Annotated in this window: 10 protein-coding genes and 1 pseudogene; 6 read left to right on the plus strand and 5 right to left on the minus strand. The window is 41.3% G+C overall.

Annotation, left to right across the window (positions count from 1 at the left end; all coding sequences use genetic code 11):
* Window positions 1–188: 188 nt before the first annotated feature.
* Window positions 189–665: a hypothetical protein gene (locus V7K73_RS20930; RefSeq protein WP_334882675.1), complete on the minus strand. Its 477-nt coding sequence runs from the start codon at window positions 663–665 to the stop codon at window positions 189–191.
* A 1,251-nt stretch (window positions 666–1,916) separates the two neighbouring features.
* Between V7K73_RS20930 and V7K73_RS20935 the strand changes: the two genes are divergently transcribed.
* From V7K73_RS20935 to V7K73_RS20945, 3 genes are all read left to right on the plus strand, one after another.
* Window positions 1,917–3,155 carry a glycosyltransferase gene (locus tag V7K73_RS20935; RefSeq protein WP_334882677.1) on the plus strand — a complete coding sequence of 413 codons (1,239 nt, stop codon included), beginning with the start codon at window positions 1,917–1,919 and terminating at the stop codon, window positions 3,153–3,155.
* A gap of 102 nt (window positions 3,156–3,257) precedes the next feature.
* Complete coding sequence (locus tag V7K73_RS20940; protein ID WP_334882679.1) at window positions 3,258–5,096, plus strand: glycosyltransferase family 39 protein; 1,839 nt, start codon at window positions 3,258–3,260, stop codon at window positions 5,094–5,096.
* A 191-nt stretch (window positions 5,097–5,287) separates the two neighbouring features.
* Window positions 5,288–7,816, plus strand: coding sequence for a mannose-1-phosphate guanyltransferase (locus V7K73_RS20945; RefSeq protein WP_334882681.1), 2,529 nt, complete (start codon window positions 5,288–5,290; stop codon window positions 7,814–7,816).
* Window positions 7,817–8,032: 216 nt separating this feature from the next.
* Here V7K73_RS20945 and V7K73_RS20950 read toward each other — a convergent pair whose 3' ends face one another.
* Window positions 8,033–9,247, minus strand: coding sequence for an RNA-guided endonuclease InsQ/TnpB family protein (locus tag V7K73_RS20950; protein ID WP_334882683.1), 1,215 nt, complete (start codon window positions 9,245–9,247; stop codon window positions 8,033–8,035).
* A 62-nt stretch (window positions 9,248–9,309) separates the two neighbouring features.
* Between V7K73_RS20950 and V7K73_RS20955 the strand changes: the two genes are divergently transcribed.
* On the plus strand, window positions 9,310–9,453 hold the full coding sequence (locus V7K73_RS20955; RefSeq protein WP_334882685.1) for a hypothetical protein: 144 nt from the start codon (window positions 9,310–9,312) through the stop codon (window positions 9,451–9,453).
* Window positions 9,454–9,713: 260 nt separating this feature from the next.
* Here V7K73_RS20955 and V7K73_RS20960 read toward each other — a convergent pair whose 3' ends face one another.
* On the minus strand, window positions 9,714–10,016 hold the full coding sequence (locus V7K73_RS20960; RefSeq protein WP_334882687.1) for a hypothetical protein: 303 nt from the start codon (window positions 10,014–10,016) through the stop codon (window positions 9,714–9,716).
* Between the two features lie 450 nt (window positions 10,017–10,466).
* Here V7K73_RS20960 and V7K73_RS20970 point away from each other — a divergent pair, with 450 nt between their 5' ends.
* Window positions 10,467–11,219: an alpha/beta fold hydrolase gene (locus tag V7K73_RS20970; protein ID WP_334882689.1), complete on the plus strand. Its 753-nt coding sequence runs from the start codon at window positions 10,467–10,469 to the stop codon at window positions 11,217–11,219.
* 218 nt (window positions 11,220–11,437) lie between these two features.
* Here the strand turns inward: V7K73_RS20970 and V7K73_RS20975 are convergent, their stop codons facing one another.
* Window positions 11,438–12,379: an N-acetylmuramoyl-L-alanine amidase gene (locus tag V7K73_RS20975; protein WP_334882691.1), complete on the minus strand. Its 942-nt coding sequence runs from the start codon at window positions 12,377–12,379 to the stop codon at window positions 11,438–11,440.
* 826 nt (window positions 12,380–13,205) lie between these two features.
* Here V7K73_RS20975 and bchH point away from each other — a divergent pair.
* Entirely contained in the window at window positions 13,206–16,943 is a 3,738-nt protein-coding gene (bchH, locus tag V7K73_RS20980) for a magnesium chelatase subunit H (protein ID WP_334882693.1), read from the plus strand.
* Between the two features lie 164 nt (window positions 16,944–17,107).
* Here bchH and V7K73_RS20985 read toward each other — a convergent pair.
* Window positions 17,108–17,198, minus strand: a pseudogene (locus tag V7K73_RS20985) (IS200/IS605 family transposase); the annotation flags it as partial.
* Window positions 17,199–17,253: the final 55 nt, after the last annotated feature.

A 17,253-nucleotide genomic window follows, 5' to 3' on the forward strand; every position in this document is an offset into this window, starting at 1 on the left:
ATCACTGGCTCGTAGTTGCGCTTTAGCGCTAAAGCGCAACTACGAGCCAAATACAGAGATTTTACTTTTCGTTACATAGTTTGGTTTTATCTTGTCTACCTGCGTCACCCGTTGCGTGAGGACTTTAGTCCTTAAATGAGATACCGAGCCGTTTACTACGATATCATCTGCCCAATCCCCCAGATAGATTATTCAGACTGGCTACAGTATTTATTCATCTGATTGACTAATGTATCCGACTGCTTGCCAAGTGTTGTAGCTGTTGTCAGTGCTGAGTCAATTTCGGCTCTCGCTTTTTGGATTTTTTCTCTACCAGATGCTGAAGCACCTGCTGTTTTGGTCGCACCAAGCGCCCTAGCTGCAACGGCTACCGCTTGACTAAGATTTTGAAATATATTCACAAAACCGCTTTGAAATTCTTTCAGTTTGGGATCTTTTAAATTCAGTTCCTTAAGCGATTTAGTCACAAATTCTAAATCTTTGGATAGCTGTATGCTGGTGATCACTTGCGTTCCTTTATTTTTATCAATCAGAGAAGTTCCGGCATTCACAACTCGAATCAGTCGCTGGCATTGGGAAGTTCTATTTTCGCTGCAACTACTAATGAATAAAGCAATGCTTAGGCTAACAGAAGCAAGAACAGTATATTTATGTAAAACAGACATTAACACCCCAACAACAATAAAACTGAGAATATAGTATCCAATATTACGAATAAATAAGGTAAATAAGATAGGGGGCATTGAAAAGAGGCAGTTCTTGCTGGGGGCAGCTACCACTACACTTACACCAGCTGCAATGCCAGCCGCTAAAGGTAAGCGCCCTTTAGACCGGTTTCCTAGTTTATTAATTTTTATATTAGAACTTACGCATTGACAGGAAATACCAAATGTAATATGTGGATTTCAGGCATTAAACCTTGATTTTTCGACCCTTTTTAGGCGATGCCTACGATGGGCTGCGCCTACGCTATTTATCAAAGCATAATTGCTCAAAGTCGGAAACGACGTATTTTCGTTAATTCACAAGATAATAAATTTGTACAGTGCGTAAGTCGTATATATATCGTTAAATCTTGAAAAAGTCGAAAAAACTTGACTTTAATCAGGTAAGATGCATTTAATTTGCATATTCTCAATCGCCAAAAGACTGGCTAGGATTGTTTTTTTTCTCTACGAGACACTACGTAAACATTTTGAATTGCTTTGCTGTTCTTACGGTTGAGATATAATTATCACACCAGTTTTGATTTATTGAAACCACATCTGTCGTCGGAAACATGGCAGCGCCCAAAAGCGCGAGTTTATTTACTAAATTGCCTTGATATTTATCTCGAATTAAGAATAATTCGGAAGTCAGAGTTGAGGATTCAGAATGCAATTAGCTCTTGATTCGGATTTACCACTTTCTTGTTTACCACCAATTTTAAGATTTTGTGAACCAGTACTTAGTAAGTAAGTGCAAACAATTAGGAGCTTGTGTGGTTAGCCTAACCCACCGAAAATTTTAAATGGTGGCTTACAGTCTCCGTAACCCACCCTATAGCTACTATTTCTCACGAATGATTTCGGATTAGTACATTCCACCTACTAATACTAAAAACTCTTCACATAGTCTAGATAAACTGTATATTTGCTGAGTTAGATAACTTAATGGTACAGTATTTATTGTTGTATAAAAAATATGCAATTCTTGATAAAGATACCATAAAATTACGTGGTTAAATGTAAAGTTTAGATGAAGTTTAGGAAAATATTTTGAATGAAGGCGCGGAAATTATTAAACTTTTCAAAATAGCTAACTGTAATAAAAGTATTCATCAAATTTTGACTAACCCGGTTGAGTCAATCAAGCCAGCAGATGTTCGGCTTTTTTTCTCTCGGTTTTTACACATCCTCCTTCTGTAATGTGAAATTATGAAGACAAACTCATCCAACTTGCTGTTAACAGTACCAACTGGCCCACTAAAGATTTCCGAGTTGCCCCCTAACGGTGTGGGTACAAGTGGTGAATCTATCCATCTTTCCCTAGTAATTCCTACTTATAAAGAACGTGACAACATCAAGAATGTGGTCAACATATTGAGTCAGTTACTGGATGAATCTATTCCAGAAAACTATGAATTGATTGTGGTAGACGATGATAGCCCAGACCGAACTTGGGAGATCGCCCAATCCTTGACGACAGAATACCCGCAGTTGCGGGTGATGCGACGCCAGCAGGAGCGGGGGCTATCAAGTGCGGTGATTCGTGGGTGGCAAGCAGCTAACGGGAGTGTGTTGGGCGTGATTGATGGAGATTTGCAGCATCCACCAGAGGTACTGACGCAACTGTTGCGTAGTGTCGATCAAGGAGCAGATTTGGCAGTAGCCAGTCGCCATGTGGACGGAGGCGGGGTGAGTAGCTGGAGTGTTGTTAGGCGGATCTTGTCTCGTGGCGCTCAATTGTTGGGCTTAGTGATCTTACCGGGGGTACTAGGCAGAGTTTCTGACCCCATGAGTGGTTATTTTATGGTGCGCCGGAGTGCGATCGCAAATGCAACACTCAATCCAGTTGGGTACAAAATTCTCCTAGAAGTAATCGGGCGGGGAAAGGTAGGCCAAGTTGCTGAAGTTGGGTATGTGTTCTGCGAACGCAAAGAGGGTGAGAGTAAGGTGACATGGAAGCAATATATAGATTACATCCACCACTTAGTACGGTTGCGGCTCTCCACAGGAAGAGTAGGACGATTGAGTAAAAAAGTCAATTTTCCAGTTGGTCGATTCCTCCGCTTTGGGTTGGTTGGCTTGAGTGGTGTGTTTGTGGATTTAACGGTGTTTTATTTGCTGCGTACTGTGATTCATTTAGGTTTAACTCGCAGTACGATTCTTTCGGCCGGAGTGGCAATTATAAATAATTTCCTATGGAATGATTTATGGACTTTTAGTGATATTTCTCAAAGGCAACGCGATCGGCATCAACGTTTCAAGCGATTCTTGAAGTTCAGTGTGATCTGTTTGGCAGGAGTTATATTACAAGTTCTAATAATTAACTTTCTCTATAATGTCTTGGGTATAAATCAGTTTGTAGGTAAGATTATTGCGATCGCAGTTGCTACAGTCTGGAATTTCTGGATTAATTTGAAACTTAGCTGGCGCGTCACTGATGTGAAATAATCACAACCAGGGATTTGAGATTTTGATTTTTGTTCTTAGACTTTAGAACGAACTAAAATCTAAAACGTCAAATCTACAAGTCAATTTGTGTGAGGCCCGGCAATGAGAGCTTTTTTCCAAGGTGCATTTGATTTTTATAGAAAAATTATCTCGTTGCTACCAGTCTATGCTGCCCGTTTCCTGCCGATAGTCGATGCAAGTTCTAACTCACAACGCAAGCATTGGCATAATTGGCAGGTTCGGCTTCCTCCTTTCTGGCTTCACACCTTGCTGAACTTAACCTGGTTAATCATCGGCATCAGCTTACGCCTAACCAACTTGACTGCAAAGCCTCCTTGGACTGATGAATTTTCCACCTTGGTGTTTAGCTTGGGGAATAATTTTTTATCAGTACCCCTAGATCAAGCGATCGCGCCTGATATCCTATTGCAACCACTGCAACCAAACCCAGCCGCTAGTATTGGTGATGTGGTTCATAACTTAGTTACACAAGATAATCATCCACCACTATATTTTGTGCTGGCTTACCTGTGGATGAAATTATTCAAGAGCGACGGAGGATTAGTATCGCTGTTTGGGGCGCGATCGCTACCAGCTATATTCGGTGCTGCCTCCATACCCTGTGTTTACATATTAAGTAAAATAGCATTTCGTTCGCCATTAGTGGGACACTTGACTGCTGCCATGATGGCAGTATCACCCTACGGCATATTTTTAGCACAAGAAGCGCGTCATTACAGTTTGGCAGTCTTATGGGTAATTGGTTCCCTCACCTGCTTAGTAATTGCCACACGTCATATTCAAAACCGCATACCTTTACCTATCTGGGTAGCACTTTTATGGGTAGGAATTAATGCTTTAGGTTTTGCTACTCATTATTTCTTCAGCCTCACCGTCTGCACAGAAGCCGTAATTTTGATTTTCCTTGCTTGGCTGCAATTGCAAACTAGCAGCAAATTTTCTCTTTTCTTCTCTTCTGGCTGGCGGCGCATCTATGCCGTTGCTATAGGTACTTTGGTAGCGGGTTTAATTTGGATACCAATCTTATTAGAGAATAAAAATCGTGATAACTTGACCGACTGGATTCGAGGTTCGCGCGTTGGATTAGATTGGTTAAGCCCAATTTTTCAAGCTTTAGGAACATTGATTGCAATGATTTCACTGTTACCAGTTGAATCTTCTCAAGCTTTGGTTGTGATTCCTTCTGGAATAGTGATGCTGACTTTCTTTATTTGGGCAGTACCAATTTTGCTGCGTGGGATCAAGATTCAACTACAGCACCCAGAAAACCGGATTATGATTCAGGTGTTTGCTTACGTAGTGAGCAGCGCGATCGCTTTATTCTTTATCTTTACCTACTTTTTGGGTATTGACCTGACCAGAGGTGCTAGATATAACTTTGTTTACTTTCCTGCGATCGTTGTTTTACTAGGGGCAAGCCTCGCAGTTGGTTGGCATCCCCCCAAGGAAATAAAAAGCTTAGGTAAATGGGGAATAAACGGTAAAAAAGCCGCGATGTTAATTTGGCTAATGGGATTTTTCAGTGCAGTTACAGTAATCTGCAATCTCGGCTATCAAAAGTATTATCGCCCTGACCTGTTTGTGCAACTAATTCAACAAACATCCCCAACACCAGTACTGATTGCCACCGCTCACAAAACTTATGTACACACTGGGGAAATGATGGGAGTAGCTAGGCAGATTAAACTTGCCAATTCACTCCAAAAACCTCTGTTTCTCCTTGCTCATCAAGACAAAGACCCGAATACTTCCACCATTGCTCTGGAAAATACTTTAAATAAATTACCACGACCTTTTGACTTGTGGCTGGTAAACTTTCACGCACCCGTACCAGAAGCCGTCAAAATATGCGTTAAGCCTGATACTCAATCAATGCCTAGCATAAATGGCTACGAATATCAACTTTATCATTGTGAATAAGTTGGGGGCTGGGGATTGGGAGCAGGGGGAGAAATAAGCAATAGAATGCCCTGTTTGCCCAATCCCCAATCTAGATGCATCTTGTGGAAGTTCCTCAAATATCAATATCCATAGGAGACTAGAGAAAGCAGAAGAAAATATATCTGACACGTTTTCAACCAGCGAAGGCTGTAATTAGTTAAGGAGGATTTATGCGTGCAGTACTGATGGCGGGGGGTTCGGGAACGCGGCTTCGCCCGTTAACTTGCGATCTGCCTAAACCGATGGTGCCGATCCTTAATCGACCAATAGCCGAACATATTATCAATCTCCTCAAACGACATCAAATTACAGAAGTTATTGCGACATTGCATTATTTACCTGATGTCTTGCGCGACTATTTTCTAGATGGCGGTGATTTTGGCGTTCAGATGACTTATGCTGTCGAAGAAGATCAGCCTCTAGGTACGGCAGGCTGTGTAAAAAACATTGCTGAACTTCTTGATGAAACCTTTTTAGTGATTAGCGGCGATAGCATAACAGATTTTGACCTCACGGCTGCGATCGCATTTCACAAACAAAATAAGTCGAAAGCTACTTTGATTTTGACCAGGGTTCCTAATCCGATTGAATTTGGGGTCGTGATTACCGATGAAGAAAGACGAATTCGCCGATTTTTAGAAAAACCCTCTAGTAGTGAAATTTTTTCCGATACCGTCAACACTGGTACTTACATTCTCGAACCAGAAGTTTTAGAATATCTGCCAGCAAACATTGAATCCGACTTTTCTAAAGACTTATTCCCCTTACTGTTAGCAAAAGATGTAGCCCTGTATGGTTACATCGCTCAAGGTTACTGGTGCGATGTTGGTCACTTAGATGCCTATCGAGAAGCTCAATATGACGCTTTAGATGGGAAAGTGCAATTAGATTATGCCTATAAAGAAGTTTCTAATAAGTTATGGGTAGGTCAAAATACTTACATCGACCAGACGGCTGTGATTGAAACCCCAGCAGTAATTGGTGATAATTGCCGCATCGGTGCAAGAGTCCACATTGAAGCAGGAACCGTAATTGGAGATAATGTCACTATTGGCGCTGATGCGAATCTCAAACGTCCCATAGTGTGGAATGGGGCATTTATTGGCGATGAAGCACATCTTTCTGCCTGTGTAATTTCTCGTGGCGCTCGTGTAGACCGCCGCGCTCAAGTATTAGAAGCTGCTGTTGTGGGTTCGCTTTCCACGGTAGGAGAAGAAGCCCAAATTAGCCCCGGCGTGCGCGTTTGGCCTAGTAAAAAGATTGAGTCAGGGGCAGTTTTAAACATTAACTTGATTTGGGGAAACACCGCCCAACGGAATTTATTCGGTCAACGTGGTGTGCAAGGATTAGCTAATATCGACATCACCCCAGAATTCGCTGTGAAATTGGGATCTGCTTACGGTTCTACCTTGAAACCAGGTTCTAAGGTAACGGTTTCTCGTGACCAGCGTAATATCTCTCGGATGGTGACGCGATCGCTCATTGCTGGTTTGATGTCAGTAGGTATTGATATTCAAAACCTTGATGCTACAGCTATCCCCATTGCCCGCACGGTTATACCCACTATGTCGGTAGTTGGTGGTATCCACGTCCGGGTACACCCCGATCGCCCTGACTACATTTTGATTGAATTCATGGATGTAAAGGGCATTAATATCAGCAAAGCCCTGGAAAAGAAAATTGAAGGGGCTTACTTTAAGGAAGATATGCGGCGGGCGCTAATTCATGAAATTGGCGATGTATCTTATCCTAGCCAAGTCATGGATCGCTACTGCACTGCTTTTGAGAAACTATTGCATGTTCATACACTCCGCAACAGCCGCGCAAAAGTGGTGATTGACTATGTTTATGCAGTATCGGGAGCAGTTTTACCCCAAATGTTGGATAAATTTGGCGCTGATGCAGTGGTGCTGAATGCCAGTGTCAATAAAACGGCGATGTCAGTAACTGACCGAGAAGGATTGCTGACTCAGTTAGGTCATGTAGTCGAGGCATTGAAAGCTAACTTTGGTGTACAAGTCACGGCTAATGGAGAACAACTAATTTTAGTTGATGAATCCGGCTACCCAATTCGTGGCGAAACTTTAACTGCACTGATGGTAGACATGATTCTGACGGCTAACCCCAGAGGAACAGTAGTTGTACCAGTTCATGCTTCCAGTGCTATTGAACAAGTCGCCCGTCGCCACGATGGCAGAGTAATTCGCACTAAAGCCAACCCTACAGCTTTAATGGAGGCTTGCCAGAAAAACCAAAATGTGGTATTGGGAGGTAGTGGAGATACTGGTTTTATTTTCCCGCAACTGCATCCGGGATTTGATTCTATGTTCTGCATTGCGAAGATAATTGAGATGTTGACTATACAGGAGCGATCGCTTGCTGCTGCGCGGTCAGAATTGCCCCGTGTAATTCACAAAACTTATACAATCCGCTGCCCGTGGACTGCTAAAGGTGCTTTGATGCGTTACTTGGTGGAAACTCATCCAGCCCAAAACCTAGAACTCATCGATGGAGTGAAAATTTGTCAGCCCTACGATGACAGTTGGCTGTTAGTTTTACCAGATGCTAGCGAACCACTGGTGCATTTGTACGCAAATAGCAACGATCGCGAATGGGTAGATGAGACTGTGAGAAACTACCGCACCCGTGTGCAGTCGTTTGTGGAAAGACAGCAAGAATATCAACCAGCCGAAGCCTAAGTTGTAATTCGTAATTCGTAATTCGTAATTCGTAATTTAATTTTTTAATTACGAACTACGAATTATCTTGACCATCAGCCCAACTATCGGAAGGAAAGTAGGGTTTCACATTTGCCTCTGTAGTTTACTTAAAATATTAAAAGTTGGCCAAAAACATAGATAATTTATATTTATAAATCACTCAATTTAAAATATTACCAATTGACACTCCCCACCTTATGAGTACATTGAAGGTGGGGATTCTACATTCACCGTCAGAACTTGCTCTAGCAGGTTTGCACCAACTAGCGTAGAGGTTCCAACTCCTGTAGCGTTACTTTGGGTATGCCCTACCCTAGCTTTTGCAAGATTCAGAATATTTTTTGCAGCGTTAACGTCCCTTTGTAACTCACATCCGCAACTACATTTATGTGTGCGAGTAGAAAGAGATTTTTTAACAATTATTCCGCAATCACTACACTTTTGTGATGTCATTTTAGGATTAACGGCAACAACAGTACTGTTAAATTTAACTGCAAAATATTCTAACCAACGACGGAAAATCCCCCAAGAGGCATCATTAATGCTTTTGGCTAGACAGTGATTTAAAACCATGTTTTTAACGTTTAAGTCTTCATAGGCTACTAAGCTGTTAAGCTTGCATACGTCGCGTCCCAGTCTTTTGGAATGCTCATTACGTTGCCTACTTACTCTTAAATGCTTCCTTTGATATCTCTGTCTTGCTATCCGTCGTTGATTTTTCCCTTTCTCCTTTTTATAGATTTGACGTTGAGCGTGTTTAATTGACTTTTCAGTTTTTCTCAGAAACCTTGGGTTTTCTTCATGATGTCCATTTGAATCAGAGTAGAAAAATTCAAGTCCAACATCAAGTCCAATTTCACCCTCGCCTAATCTTGGTTCTAAACTGACTTCTATATCTAAACAGAATTGGACGTAAAAGCCATCAGATCGTTTAACAATTCTTACTCGTTTGATAGATTTAACTGGATATGCGTGAATATCCCATTTACCCAACAACTTGAGTTCACCAATACCTTTTTTATCAGTAAAGGTGATTCGTCTTTTTGTCTGATGTAAAGACCAACCGCAGGTCTTGTACTCAACTGAACGGTTATCATGCTGAAATCTGGGATACCCCTTTTTACCCACCTTACTTTTTTTGCAATTGTCGTAAAAGCGGGAGATTGCTGTCCATGCCCTTTCAGTTGCAGACTGGCAAGCCATTGAGTTTAGTTGTTCAACAAATACAAACTCTTTACGCAGTGCCGTAGAGTAATTATTTAAAGCTATTTTATTTACTTTCAATTCTCTTGGTGCATCTATCCAGAAACGGATAGCTTTATTCCTGATGAATTGAGTTGTCCGAATAGCCTCCTCAATAGCAGTCGTCTGTTGTTTGCTTACTACTGCTTTGTACTCTAAAACCAGCACTACTTATCACCTCCTTATTTTTAATATAATCTAATTATAGAGTATGGATTGGAGTATAACAAGTGGCAAGACAAAGAAAAATGCAGTTTAATGTGACTGAAGAAGAATATCAGATTATCAAGGAATATTCAGAACAGAAACAGCTATCTATGGCGGAAATTCTTAGAGATTATATTAAAACTCTCGCGTTGCCAATTAAGAAATAGCTCATTCCTCAAACCATAAGTTCTTTGTCTTACCTACGGTAAAAATCAATCACAGATGCAATCGTCAATCGTGCCCTGCAATCCCCACCCTGTAGAGGGATGGGGTATTACGGCGTTCCGATAAAAAATATAGCAATCGAAAAGTTAGATCCCCGACAACTTTTACGAAGTCGGGGATCTTGACACCGCGAATTTTCACAAATTAAATATAATTCCTATGGCTAACCCTCCCAAGATGCGTTGAGAAGGATTCCAAATTATCATCGAGGGCATTCTGGTAAACTTCTCTCAGCGTAATTGCAATCAAAATAAATTAAAGCTTCTCTAGTAGAGGGGAATGTTCTAGTTGTGCTATATCGGTCACTGTTTGAACTTGCTTCAGATGACCAAACTTTCAAATAGTAATGACTATTATCATCGCTAGACCATAATTCATAACGGTAATTACCTCCTGAACCCTGACTAGTTAAATAGTCAGCTAGTACTTTATTTGATGCAGACAACAAGCTCAACACAGCCAAGACAGGAATTACAGCTACTTTTAATGTTGGGATGAATTTCATAAATGCACAAAAAATTTACTTTCTCTAGCTTCTTTTACCGTTGTATGTTTTGAAACCAGTAATAATTCGTAATATTGTGTGAGCATATCGTAAGCCACTTACAATAAGTTGGGGTGAAATGAATGCCCGCCTGCATTTTCGGTTTGTTTCCTGAAATACTTTACAAAATTTTACTTAAATTAAATGATAAAAACTTTCAATAACTCTGGTAGGATATCTTCAGACTTATTGAGATAGATATTCATTAAGTGAAGAATATATTTCAACAAGGCAAATAGGTATTTTGGCGATCGCAAGCCCTATATATCAGGTAAAAAATATGTCGAAAAAAATCGGTCTGTTCTACGGTAGTCAAACTAGTAGCACTGAATCTGATGCTGAAAAAATTCGGTATGAGTAGGGTCATACAGGCGTGCGTTGAAATTGATAATTTAGAAGTTATAGGTATTTATGTCTGATTCATTTGATGTTCTGTGGTTAAATGCCAGTCCTATTTTGAAGCGTTTTGATAAACCATTACTTGATTACTTATCTGGGCATATAAGCGTCGCCCAGTGGGAGTACCAGCAAACCAAAGATGAAGGCAGTTCTATAGATCAAGCTGTGGAGTTGCTGTATGACTTTTTAGAATACTGCGATCGCCCCGTGCATTTGGCAGGTCATGGGATGGGTGGTGCGATCGCCTTAAGCTTTGCGCGGCGATTTCCTCAAAAAGTGCGATCGCTCACCTTGCTAGCTGTTGCAGCTCAACCTGCAAACAATTGGCAGGCTCACTATTACTTTCAACGACAGCTTTTTAGCATCAGCCGTGAGCTAGTTTTAGCAAGCAACGTTCGCAGTCTATTTGGAAATCAACCACCTCATACCACTAAAAAGTTAGTAGCTGCCTTAGATAAAGATTTAGAACAATCTCCCTCATCACACTCTTTATTTAAGTTAGTTTATTTACCCAAGGGTGGAGTTTCTATGCCAATGATGGTATGTGGTAGCAAGACCGATCCGGTAGTCAACTCAACTGTATTGCATGATTGGTTGAATTGGTTGAAGCCAGAAGATAAACTTTGGGAATGCCCAGAAGGATATCATTTTTTTCACTACTTCTATCCTCAACAGGTTGGTGAAGAGATTTTGAGTTTTTGGCAACGCCACCATCCGCATCTGGTAGAAGCATCTGCACTATCTTTTAGCACTTCTACAAATTAGGGACTGACAAATAAAAAAAAGACTCAACTATTTCTTGTGGGGTGAGCGACACGAGAGCTTTGGGCTATGGGATCTCGTGTCAACCACCCCACAAGATAGGATAATTTATTTGTTGGAAATCCCTTAGTAGTGCGATCGCATTTGGCGTTGACGCAGTGAGCCTACAGTAATAGGGGAGGAATGCGATCGCCAGCTTTGACTTATATATACCCCTGAATCTAACCAATTAATTTCTGCCAGCTAGCAGGTCCGACAATCGCATCGGCATCTAAACCATTTTGCTTTTGAAAGTTCTTAACTACAAGCTCTGTTTGCGAGCCGTAAACGCCATCATTTTCAACACCTAAACGGTATTGCAAGTATCTAACAACTGCACCACCGGCATGGTTGGGTCTGAGAATTCGTTTTGCCAAAATTAGATTTATGGCATTCCATGTAGCTTCGTCAGCAATTCCAGTCGCTTGAAGCCCGACAATAGTCTGAAATTTTTCTACAGCAGATTTGGTGTTACCCCCGGTGAAGCCATCTTCTCCTAATGCGTTACCATTTTTATCGGTTATTTTTAGTCGATTTAAAGATTTTTGCAGTCTGAGAATACTGGCATCTACATTATCTTCTTCATCTTGTACAGGTTTAACAGGAAGACTTGGCACTTTACCAGTTAAGCCTTTAACGATCGCATTAGCCATTGCTTCAGGATTAAAAAGATTCATGTCTTTTTGCGAATCGATAAAGCAACCTTCTACCAGAATCGCAGGCATATCTGTATTTTTCAGAACAAACAAGTGGGAACCACTCTTAATGCCGCGATTAAAAAATCCTAACTTGACGATTTCATCTAATACAGGTTTAGCAATTTTTATACCTGTATCGCTAGTTGCAAATACTTCTGTACCGTTAGCTTGTCCGTTAAAGCAGTTAAAATGAATCGAGACGTAAATATCTACTTTACTGGCATTAGCTGTAGCACATCTTTTTGAGAGTGAGTCGCGGACTGTACTAGCACTACTTGGTTTACATACTACGACTTCATTTCCTAAAGCTCTTAATTTGGCGATAACTCTATTACCTACATCTAGAGTTAAATTATCCTCAAATTTAATCCCTCTAGCTCCTGTGTCTGGTGGACAATTATGCCCGCTATCAATTCCAAATTTCATGATTTAATCCTCTTACTTCTTTTTACACTAATTCAAAACTATTCTAATTTTATAGACAAAGTTTTGTTAATAAACTAGTTTAATTACTTGTTGGCAATATCAGCATTATTACGCTGGTATACAAAATAAGTTATTGTACGAAATTGAACAGTAAATCTTATGTGGTCAAATCCACTAATTGAAATTCATATCGGAAGAAAAACACAATCCTCATAATTTATCAAAATCGGAAACAACCAGGTGATTGTTGCAATAAATTGAAATGCAGCAATTAACCCCATTATCCAGATAATAGCGCTTCGTTAAAGTAGAAAGCTATGACAATTGTACTTATTCTGATGCCATGCCAAAAGCGCTGCTTGATGTAAAGTGCGCTTATAAAGCCGTAAACCCTATCCAGGCTAGCTTCTTGGTATTCCTGTTAACTTTGAGCGGCTGAAGACATAAATGATACAGGACTTACGCTTTCCTGACTTTTCACGTTATGTGGAAAAGCCAGGAAAAACCTAACCTTCTAACCCCCTTCCCTACTAGCGTTAGGGGAAAATTCAAAGTCTCTCTCCTTAAAGGATGAGAGAAATAGAAGTGAGGTTTTCCAGATCACCTGAATTGTCAGTTACGCTTTCACTGCCTTGAAAGCCCTGATTTCCCGTAGGGGCAATTCATGAATTGCCCCTACATTTCGTATGTAATGCGTAAGTCCTATGATAGTGAAGTCCTAACTCCTTCAAGGAATTAGTAAGCGGAATCTGTGGGTAGATATTTAACAATCAGCTTGAAAGCATGTTTAAAATTTAAGTAAAGAAATATTTCGTAGCTTACAGGCATGAAACGCATCGTCTTGGTTGCTGGGTTTGAATCGTTCAACGCTGACTTGTATAGAAAAGCAGCTTTTTTGGCTAACTCTCGCACCCCTGAGTTGGATATTCGGGTATTTAGCGATCGCGATCTTACCAGCATTCGGCCTGAGGTAGAAGCAGCCCTTGATGGCGCTGATGTGTTTTTTGGTAGCCTCCTATTTGATTATGACCAGGTTGTGTGGTTGCGCGATCGCATTGCCCAAATTCCCATCCGTCTAATCTTTGAGTCAGCCTTGGAATTGATGAGTTTAACCAAGCTGGGTGACTTTGCCATTGGCGACAAACCCAAAGGAATGCCCAAACCAGTTAAATTCATCCTTGACAAATTTAGCAACGGACGAGAAGAAGACAAACTCGCTGGTTACATCAGCTTCTTAAAAATTGGCCCAAAGTTACTCAAATATGTGCCAGTGCAAAAAGTCCAAGACTTACGCAACTGGTTAATTATCTATGGTTATTGGAATGCTGGCGGGCCAGAAAACGTCGCTTCATTATTCTGGACACTAGCAGAAAAATACTTAGGTTTAAAAGTTGGCGACATTCCCCTATTAATTGAAACCCCCAATATCGGATTACTCCATCCCGATTATCAAGGGTTTTTTGAATCGCCAAAAGCATATCTGGAATGGTATCTTGTGGGGCAGTCGTCTCGCCTGCCATTGTCACAGGGCGCTCATGTTGCCCACCCCACAAAACCTATTGTGGGTATTTTACTTTACCGAAAACACGTCATTACTAAACAACCCTATATTCCCCAACTAATTCGCAGTTTTGAATCATCTGGTTTAATTCCTTTGCCTATTTTCATCAACGGCGTAGAAGGACATGTGGCGGTACGAGATTTGATGACAACCGACTATGAAATTCAGCAAAGACAACTAGGTAATATCGAGACTCCCTCACTCTCAAGTGAAGCAGTAAAAGTAGATGCGATCGTTTCCACAATTGGCTTTCCTTTAGTGGGTGGGCCGGCTGGTTCAATGGAAGCTGGCCGTCAGGTGGAAGTAGCAAAGCGTATTCTCACTGCTAAGAATGTACCTTATATTGTTGCTGCACCATTATTAATTCAAGATATTTCCTCGTGGACGCGCCAAGGTGTGGGCGGATTGCAAAGTGTGGTTTTGTACGCTTTACCAGAATTGGATGGGGCTATTGATACTGTTCCTCTGGGTGGTTTGGTGGGCGAAAATATTTATCTGGTTCCCGAACGGGTGCAGCGATTAATTGGTAGGGTAAAAACTTGGGTGGCTTTGCGGCAAAAACCTGCTTCGGAACGCAAGATTGCGATTATTTTATATGGGTTTCCTCCCGGTTATGGTGCTGTGGGGACAGCTGCATTATTAAATGTGCCGCGTAGTCTTTTAAAGTTTCTTCATGCACTCAAAGAACAAGGTTACACTGTCGGGGATTTACCAGAAGATGGGGAAGATTTGATTCGCTGGGTGAAAGAAGCGGATGAATCTAATCCTCTTGTGGGCGTAGATAATGGCGGACAAGATGCCCACCACACAAGTAGTGTCAATGTTCGCACTTTAGAAAAATGGTTGGGATATCTGCAAACTTCCCGCATTGAAAAACAATGGAAATCTCTCACGGGGACTGGTATTAAAACTTATGGCGACGAATTCCAGATTGGTGGTGTGCAATTAGGAAATGTCTGGATAGGTGTACAGCCACCTTTGGGGATACAAGGCGACCCGATGCGTTTAATGTTTGAACGAGATTTAACGCCACATCCCCAATATGCTGCTTATTATAAATGGTTACAAAATGAGTTTCAAGCTGATGCTTTAGTTCACTTTGGAATGCATGGGACGGTGGAATGGTTGCCTGGTTCTCCGTTGGGTAATACGGGTTATTCTTGGTCGGATATTCTGTTAGGAAATTTGCCTAATCTATATATATATGCGGCGAATAATCCTTCTGAATCAATGTTGGCGAAACGTCGCGGTTATGGTGTGTTGATTTCTCATAATGTCCCACCTTATGGTCGCGCAGGTTTGTATAAGGAGTTGGTGGCGTTGCGAGATTTGATTTCGGAGTATCGGGAAGATCCACAAAAGAATTATGTTTTGAAGGAAGGGATTTGTAAAAAAATTGTGGATTCTGGGTTGGATGCAGATTGTCCGTTTGAGGATGCTAAACGGTTGGGGATTGCCTTTACTCCTGAAAATGTGCGGATGTTTAGCAATCATGCTTTTGATGTTTATTTGGTGGAGTTGTATGAATATTTGCAGGTTTTAGAAAATCGGTTGTTTTCTTCGGGGTTGCATGTTTTGGGGGAAGCACCGAATGAAGAGGAGTTGGGGTCGTATTTGCAGGCTTATTTTGGGGGGGAGGAGGAAGAAAACGAACCGCAGAGGCGCAGAGAACGCAGAGAGGGGAGAGAGGAGGAGGAAAGGGTAATTAGGGATTTGTTGATGCAATCTACGGATGAGTTAAGGAATTTGTTAAGGGGGTTGAATGGGGAGTATATTCCGCCTGCGCCTGGGGGGGATTTGTTAAGGGATGGGGCTGGGGTTTTGCCTACGGGGAGGAATATTCATGCTTTAGATCCTTATCGGATGCCTTCTCCTGCGGCCTATGAACGAGGGCGAGAAATTGCAGGGAAAATTATCGCCCAGCATTTGGATGAATATGGGAAGTATCCTGAAACGGTGGCGGTGATGCTTTGGGGATTGGATGCAATTAAAACTAAGGGTGAATCTTTGGGGATTCTTTTGGAGTTAGTGGGGGCTGAACCTGTTAAAGAAGGAACTGGTAGAGTTGTTCGTTATGAATTGAAGCCGTTGGCGGAAGTTGGACATCCTCGTATTGATGTGTTGGCTAATTTGTCGGGGATTTTTCGGGATAGTTTTGTCAATATTATCGAATTATTAGATGATTTATTTCAACGGGCGGCTGATGCTGATGAACCAGATGATCAGAATTTTATTAGAAGACATGCTTTAGCTTTAAAAGCACAAGGTGTAGAAAATGCATCGGCGAGATTGTTTTCTAATCCGGCGGGTGATTTTGGTTCTTTGGTGAATGATCGGGTGGTTGATGGTAACTGGGAATCTGGCGAGGAGTTGGGCAATACTTGGCAAAGTCGCAATGTGTTTAGCTATGGGAGAGAAGATAAAGGTCAAGCTAGACCGGAAGTGTTGAATACTTTATTAAAAACTAGCGATCGCATTGTTCAAGAAATCGATTCGGTTGAATATGGTTTAACTGATATTCAAGAATATTACGCCAATACTGGCGGTTTGAAAAGGGCAGCAGAAAAACAAGGCGGTAAGAAGGTTACAACCAGTTTTGTGGAAAGTTTCTCGAAGGATACTACACCCCGCAATTTAGATGATTTGCTACGAATGGAGTACCGCACTAAGTTACTAAATCCTAAATGGGCGCAAGCGATGGCGAATCAAGGTTCTGGTGGTGCTTTTGAAATTTCTCAACGGATGACGGCGTTGATTGGTTGGGGTGGTACTGCCGATTTTACCGATGATTGGGTTTACGATCAAGCGGCTGATACTTATGCATTAGATGCAGAAATGGCGGATAAGTTACGGAAGGCAAATCCTGAAGCTTTTCGCAATATTTTAGGGAGAATGTTAGAGGCGCATGGACGCGGTTTTTGGGATGCTGATGATGACAAGTTAGATAAGTTACGTCAGTTGTATGAGTTGACAGATGAGGAGTTGGAGGGTGTCACAGTTTAATGAGTTGGGTATGTTAGGCATTGTTAATGCATTTTACTTTATTGTTGAAGTAAAAAATATATGACTTCGTTAGTGTTGTAACAGTATGACACAGCTAAAATAGTGCAATAGAAAAATTGAGTTATGTTTTAGAATGCATCAATTTAGCTGTCCCACGCTCCTACAAATACCCTTCTGCGTCTACATGGTATCCAAACCAAGTGAACAGTTGCTAGCCCACAACGCGTGATTGTAATGATTATATACAGATTTCATGTAGATGAGTATTGATTGTCTACATCAATAAGGCAGTTCGGTCTTGGGGGTTCCC

This window comes from Nostoc sp. (genome assembly GCF_036916975.1).
Taxonomy (GTDB): Bacteria; Cyanobacteriota; Cyanobacteriia; order Cyanobacteriales; family Nostocaceae; genus Nostoc.

Bases quoted from the DNA above. Each gene is read 5' to 3' on its own strand.
- V7K73_RS20930 (WP_334882675.1), bottom strand. From the start codon at position 665: ATGTCTGTTTTACATAAATATACTGTTCTTGCTTCTGTTAGCCTAAGC.
- V7K73_RS20935 (WP_334882677.1), top strand. From the start codon at position 1,917: ATGAAGACAAACTCATCCAACTTGCTGTTAACAGTACCAACTGGCCCA.
- V7K73_RS20940 (WP_334882679.1), top strand. From the start codon at position 3,258: ATGAGAGCTTTTTTCCAAGGTGCATTTGATTTTTATAGAAAAATTATC.
- V7K73_RS20945 (WP_334882681.1), top strand. From the start codon at position 5,288: ATGCGTGCAGTACTGATGGCGGGGGGTTCGGGAACGCGGCTTCGCCCG.
- V7K73_RS20960 (WP_334882687.1), bottom strand. From the start codon at position 10,016: ATGAAATTCATCCCAACATTAAAAGTAGCTGTAATTCCTGTCTTGGCT.
- V7K73_RS20970 (WP_334882689.1), top strand. From the start codon at position 10,467: ATGTCTGATTCATTTGATGTTCTGTGGTTAAATGCCAGTCCTATTTTG.
- V7K73_RS20975 (WP_334882691.1), bottom strand. From the start codon at position 12,379: ATGAAATTTGGAATTGATAGCGGGCATAATTGTCCACCAGACACAGGA.
- bchH (WP_334882693.1), top strand. From the start codon at position 13,206: ATGAAACGCATCGTCTTGGTTGCTGGGTTTGAATCGTTCAACGCTGAC.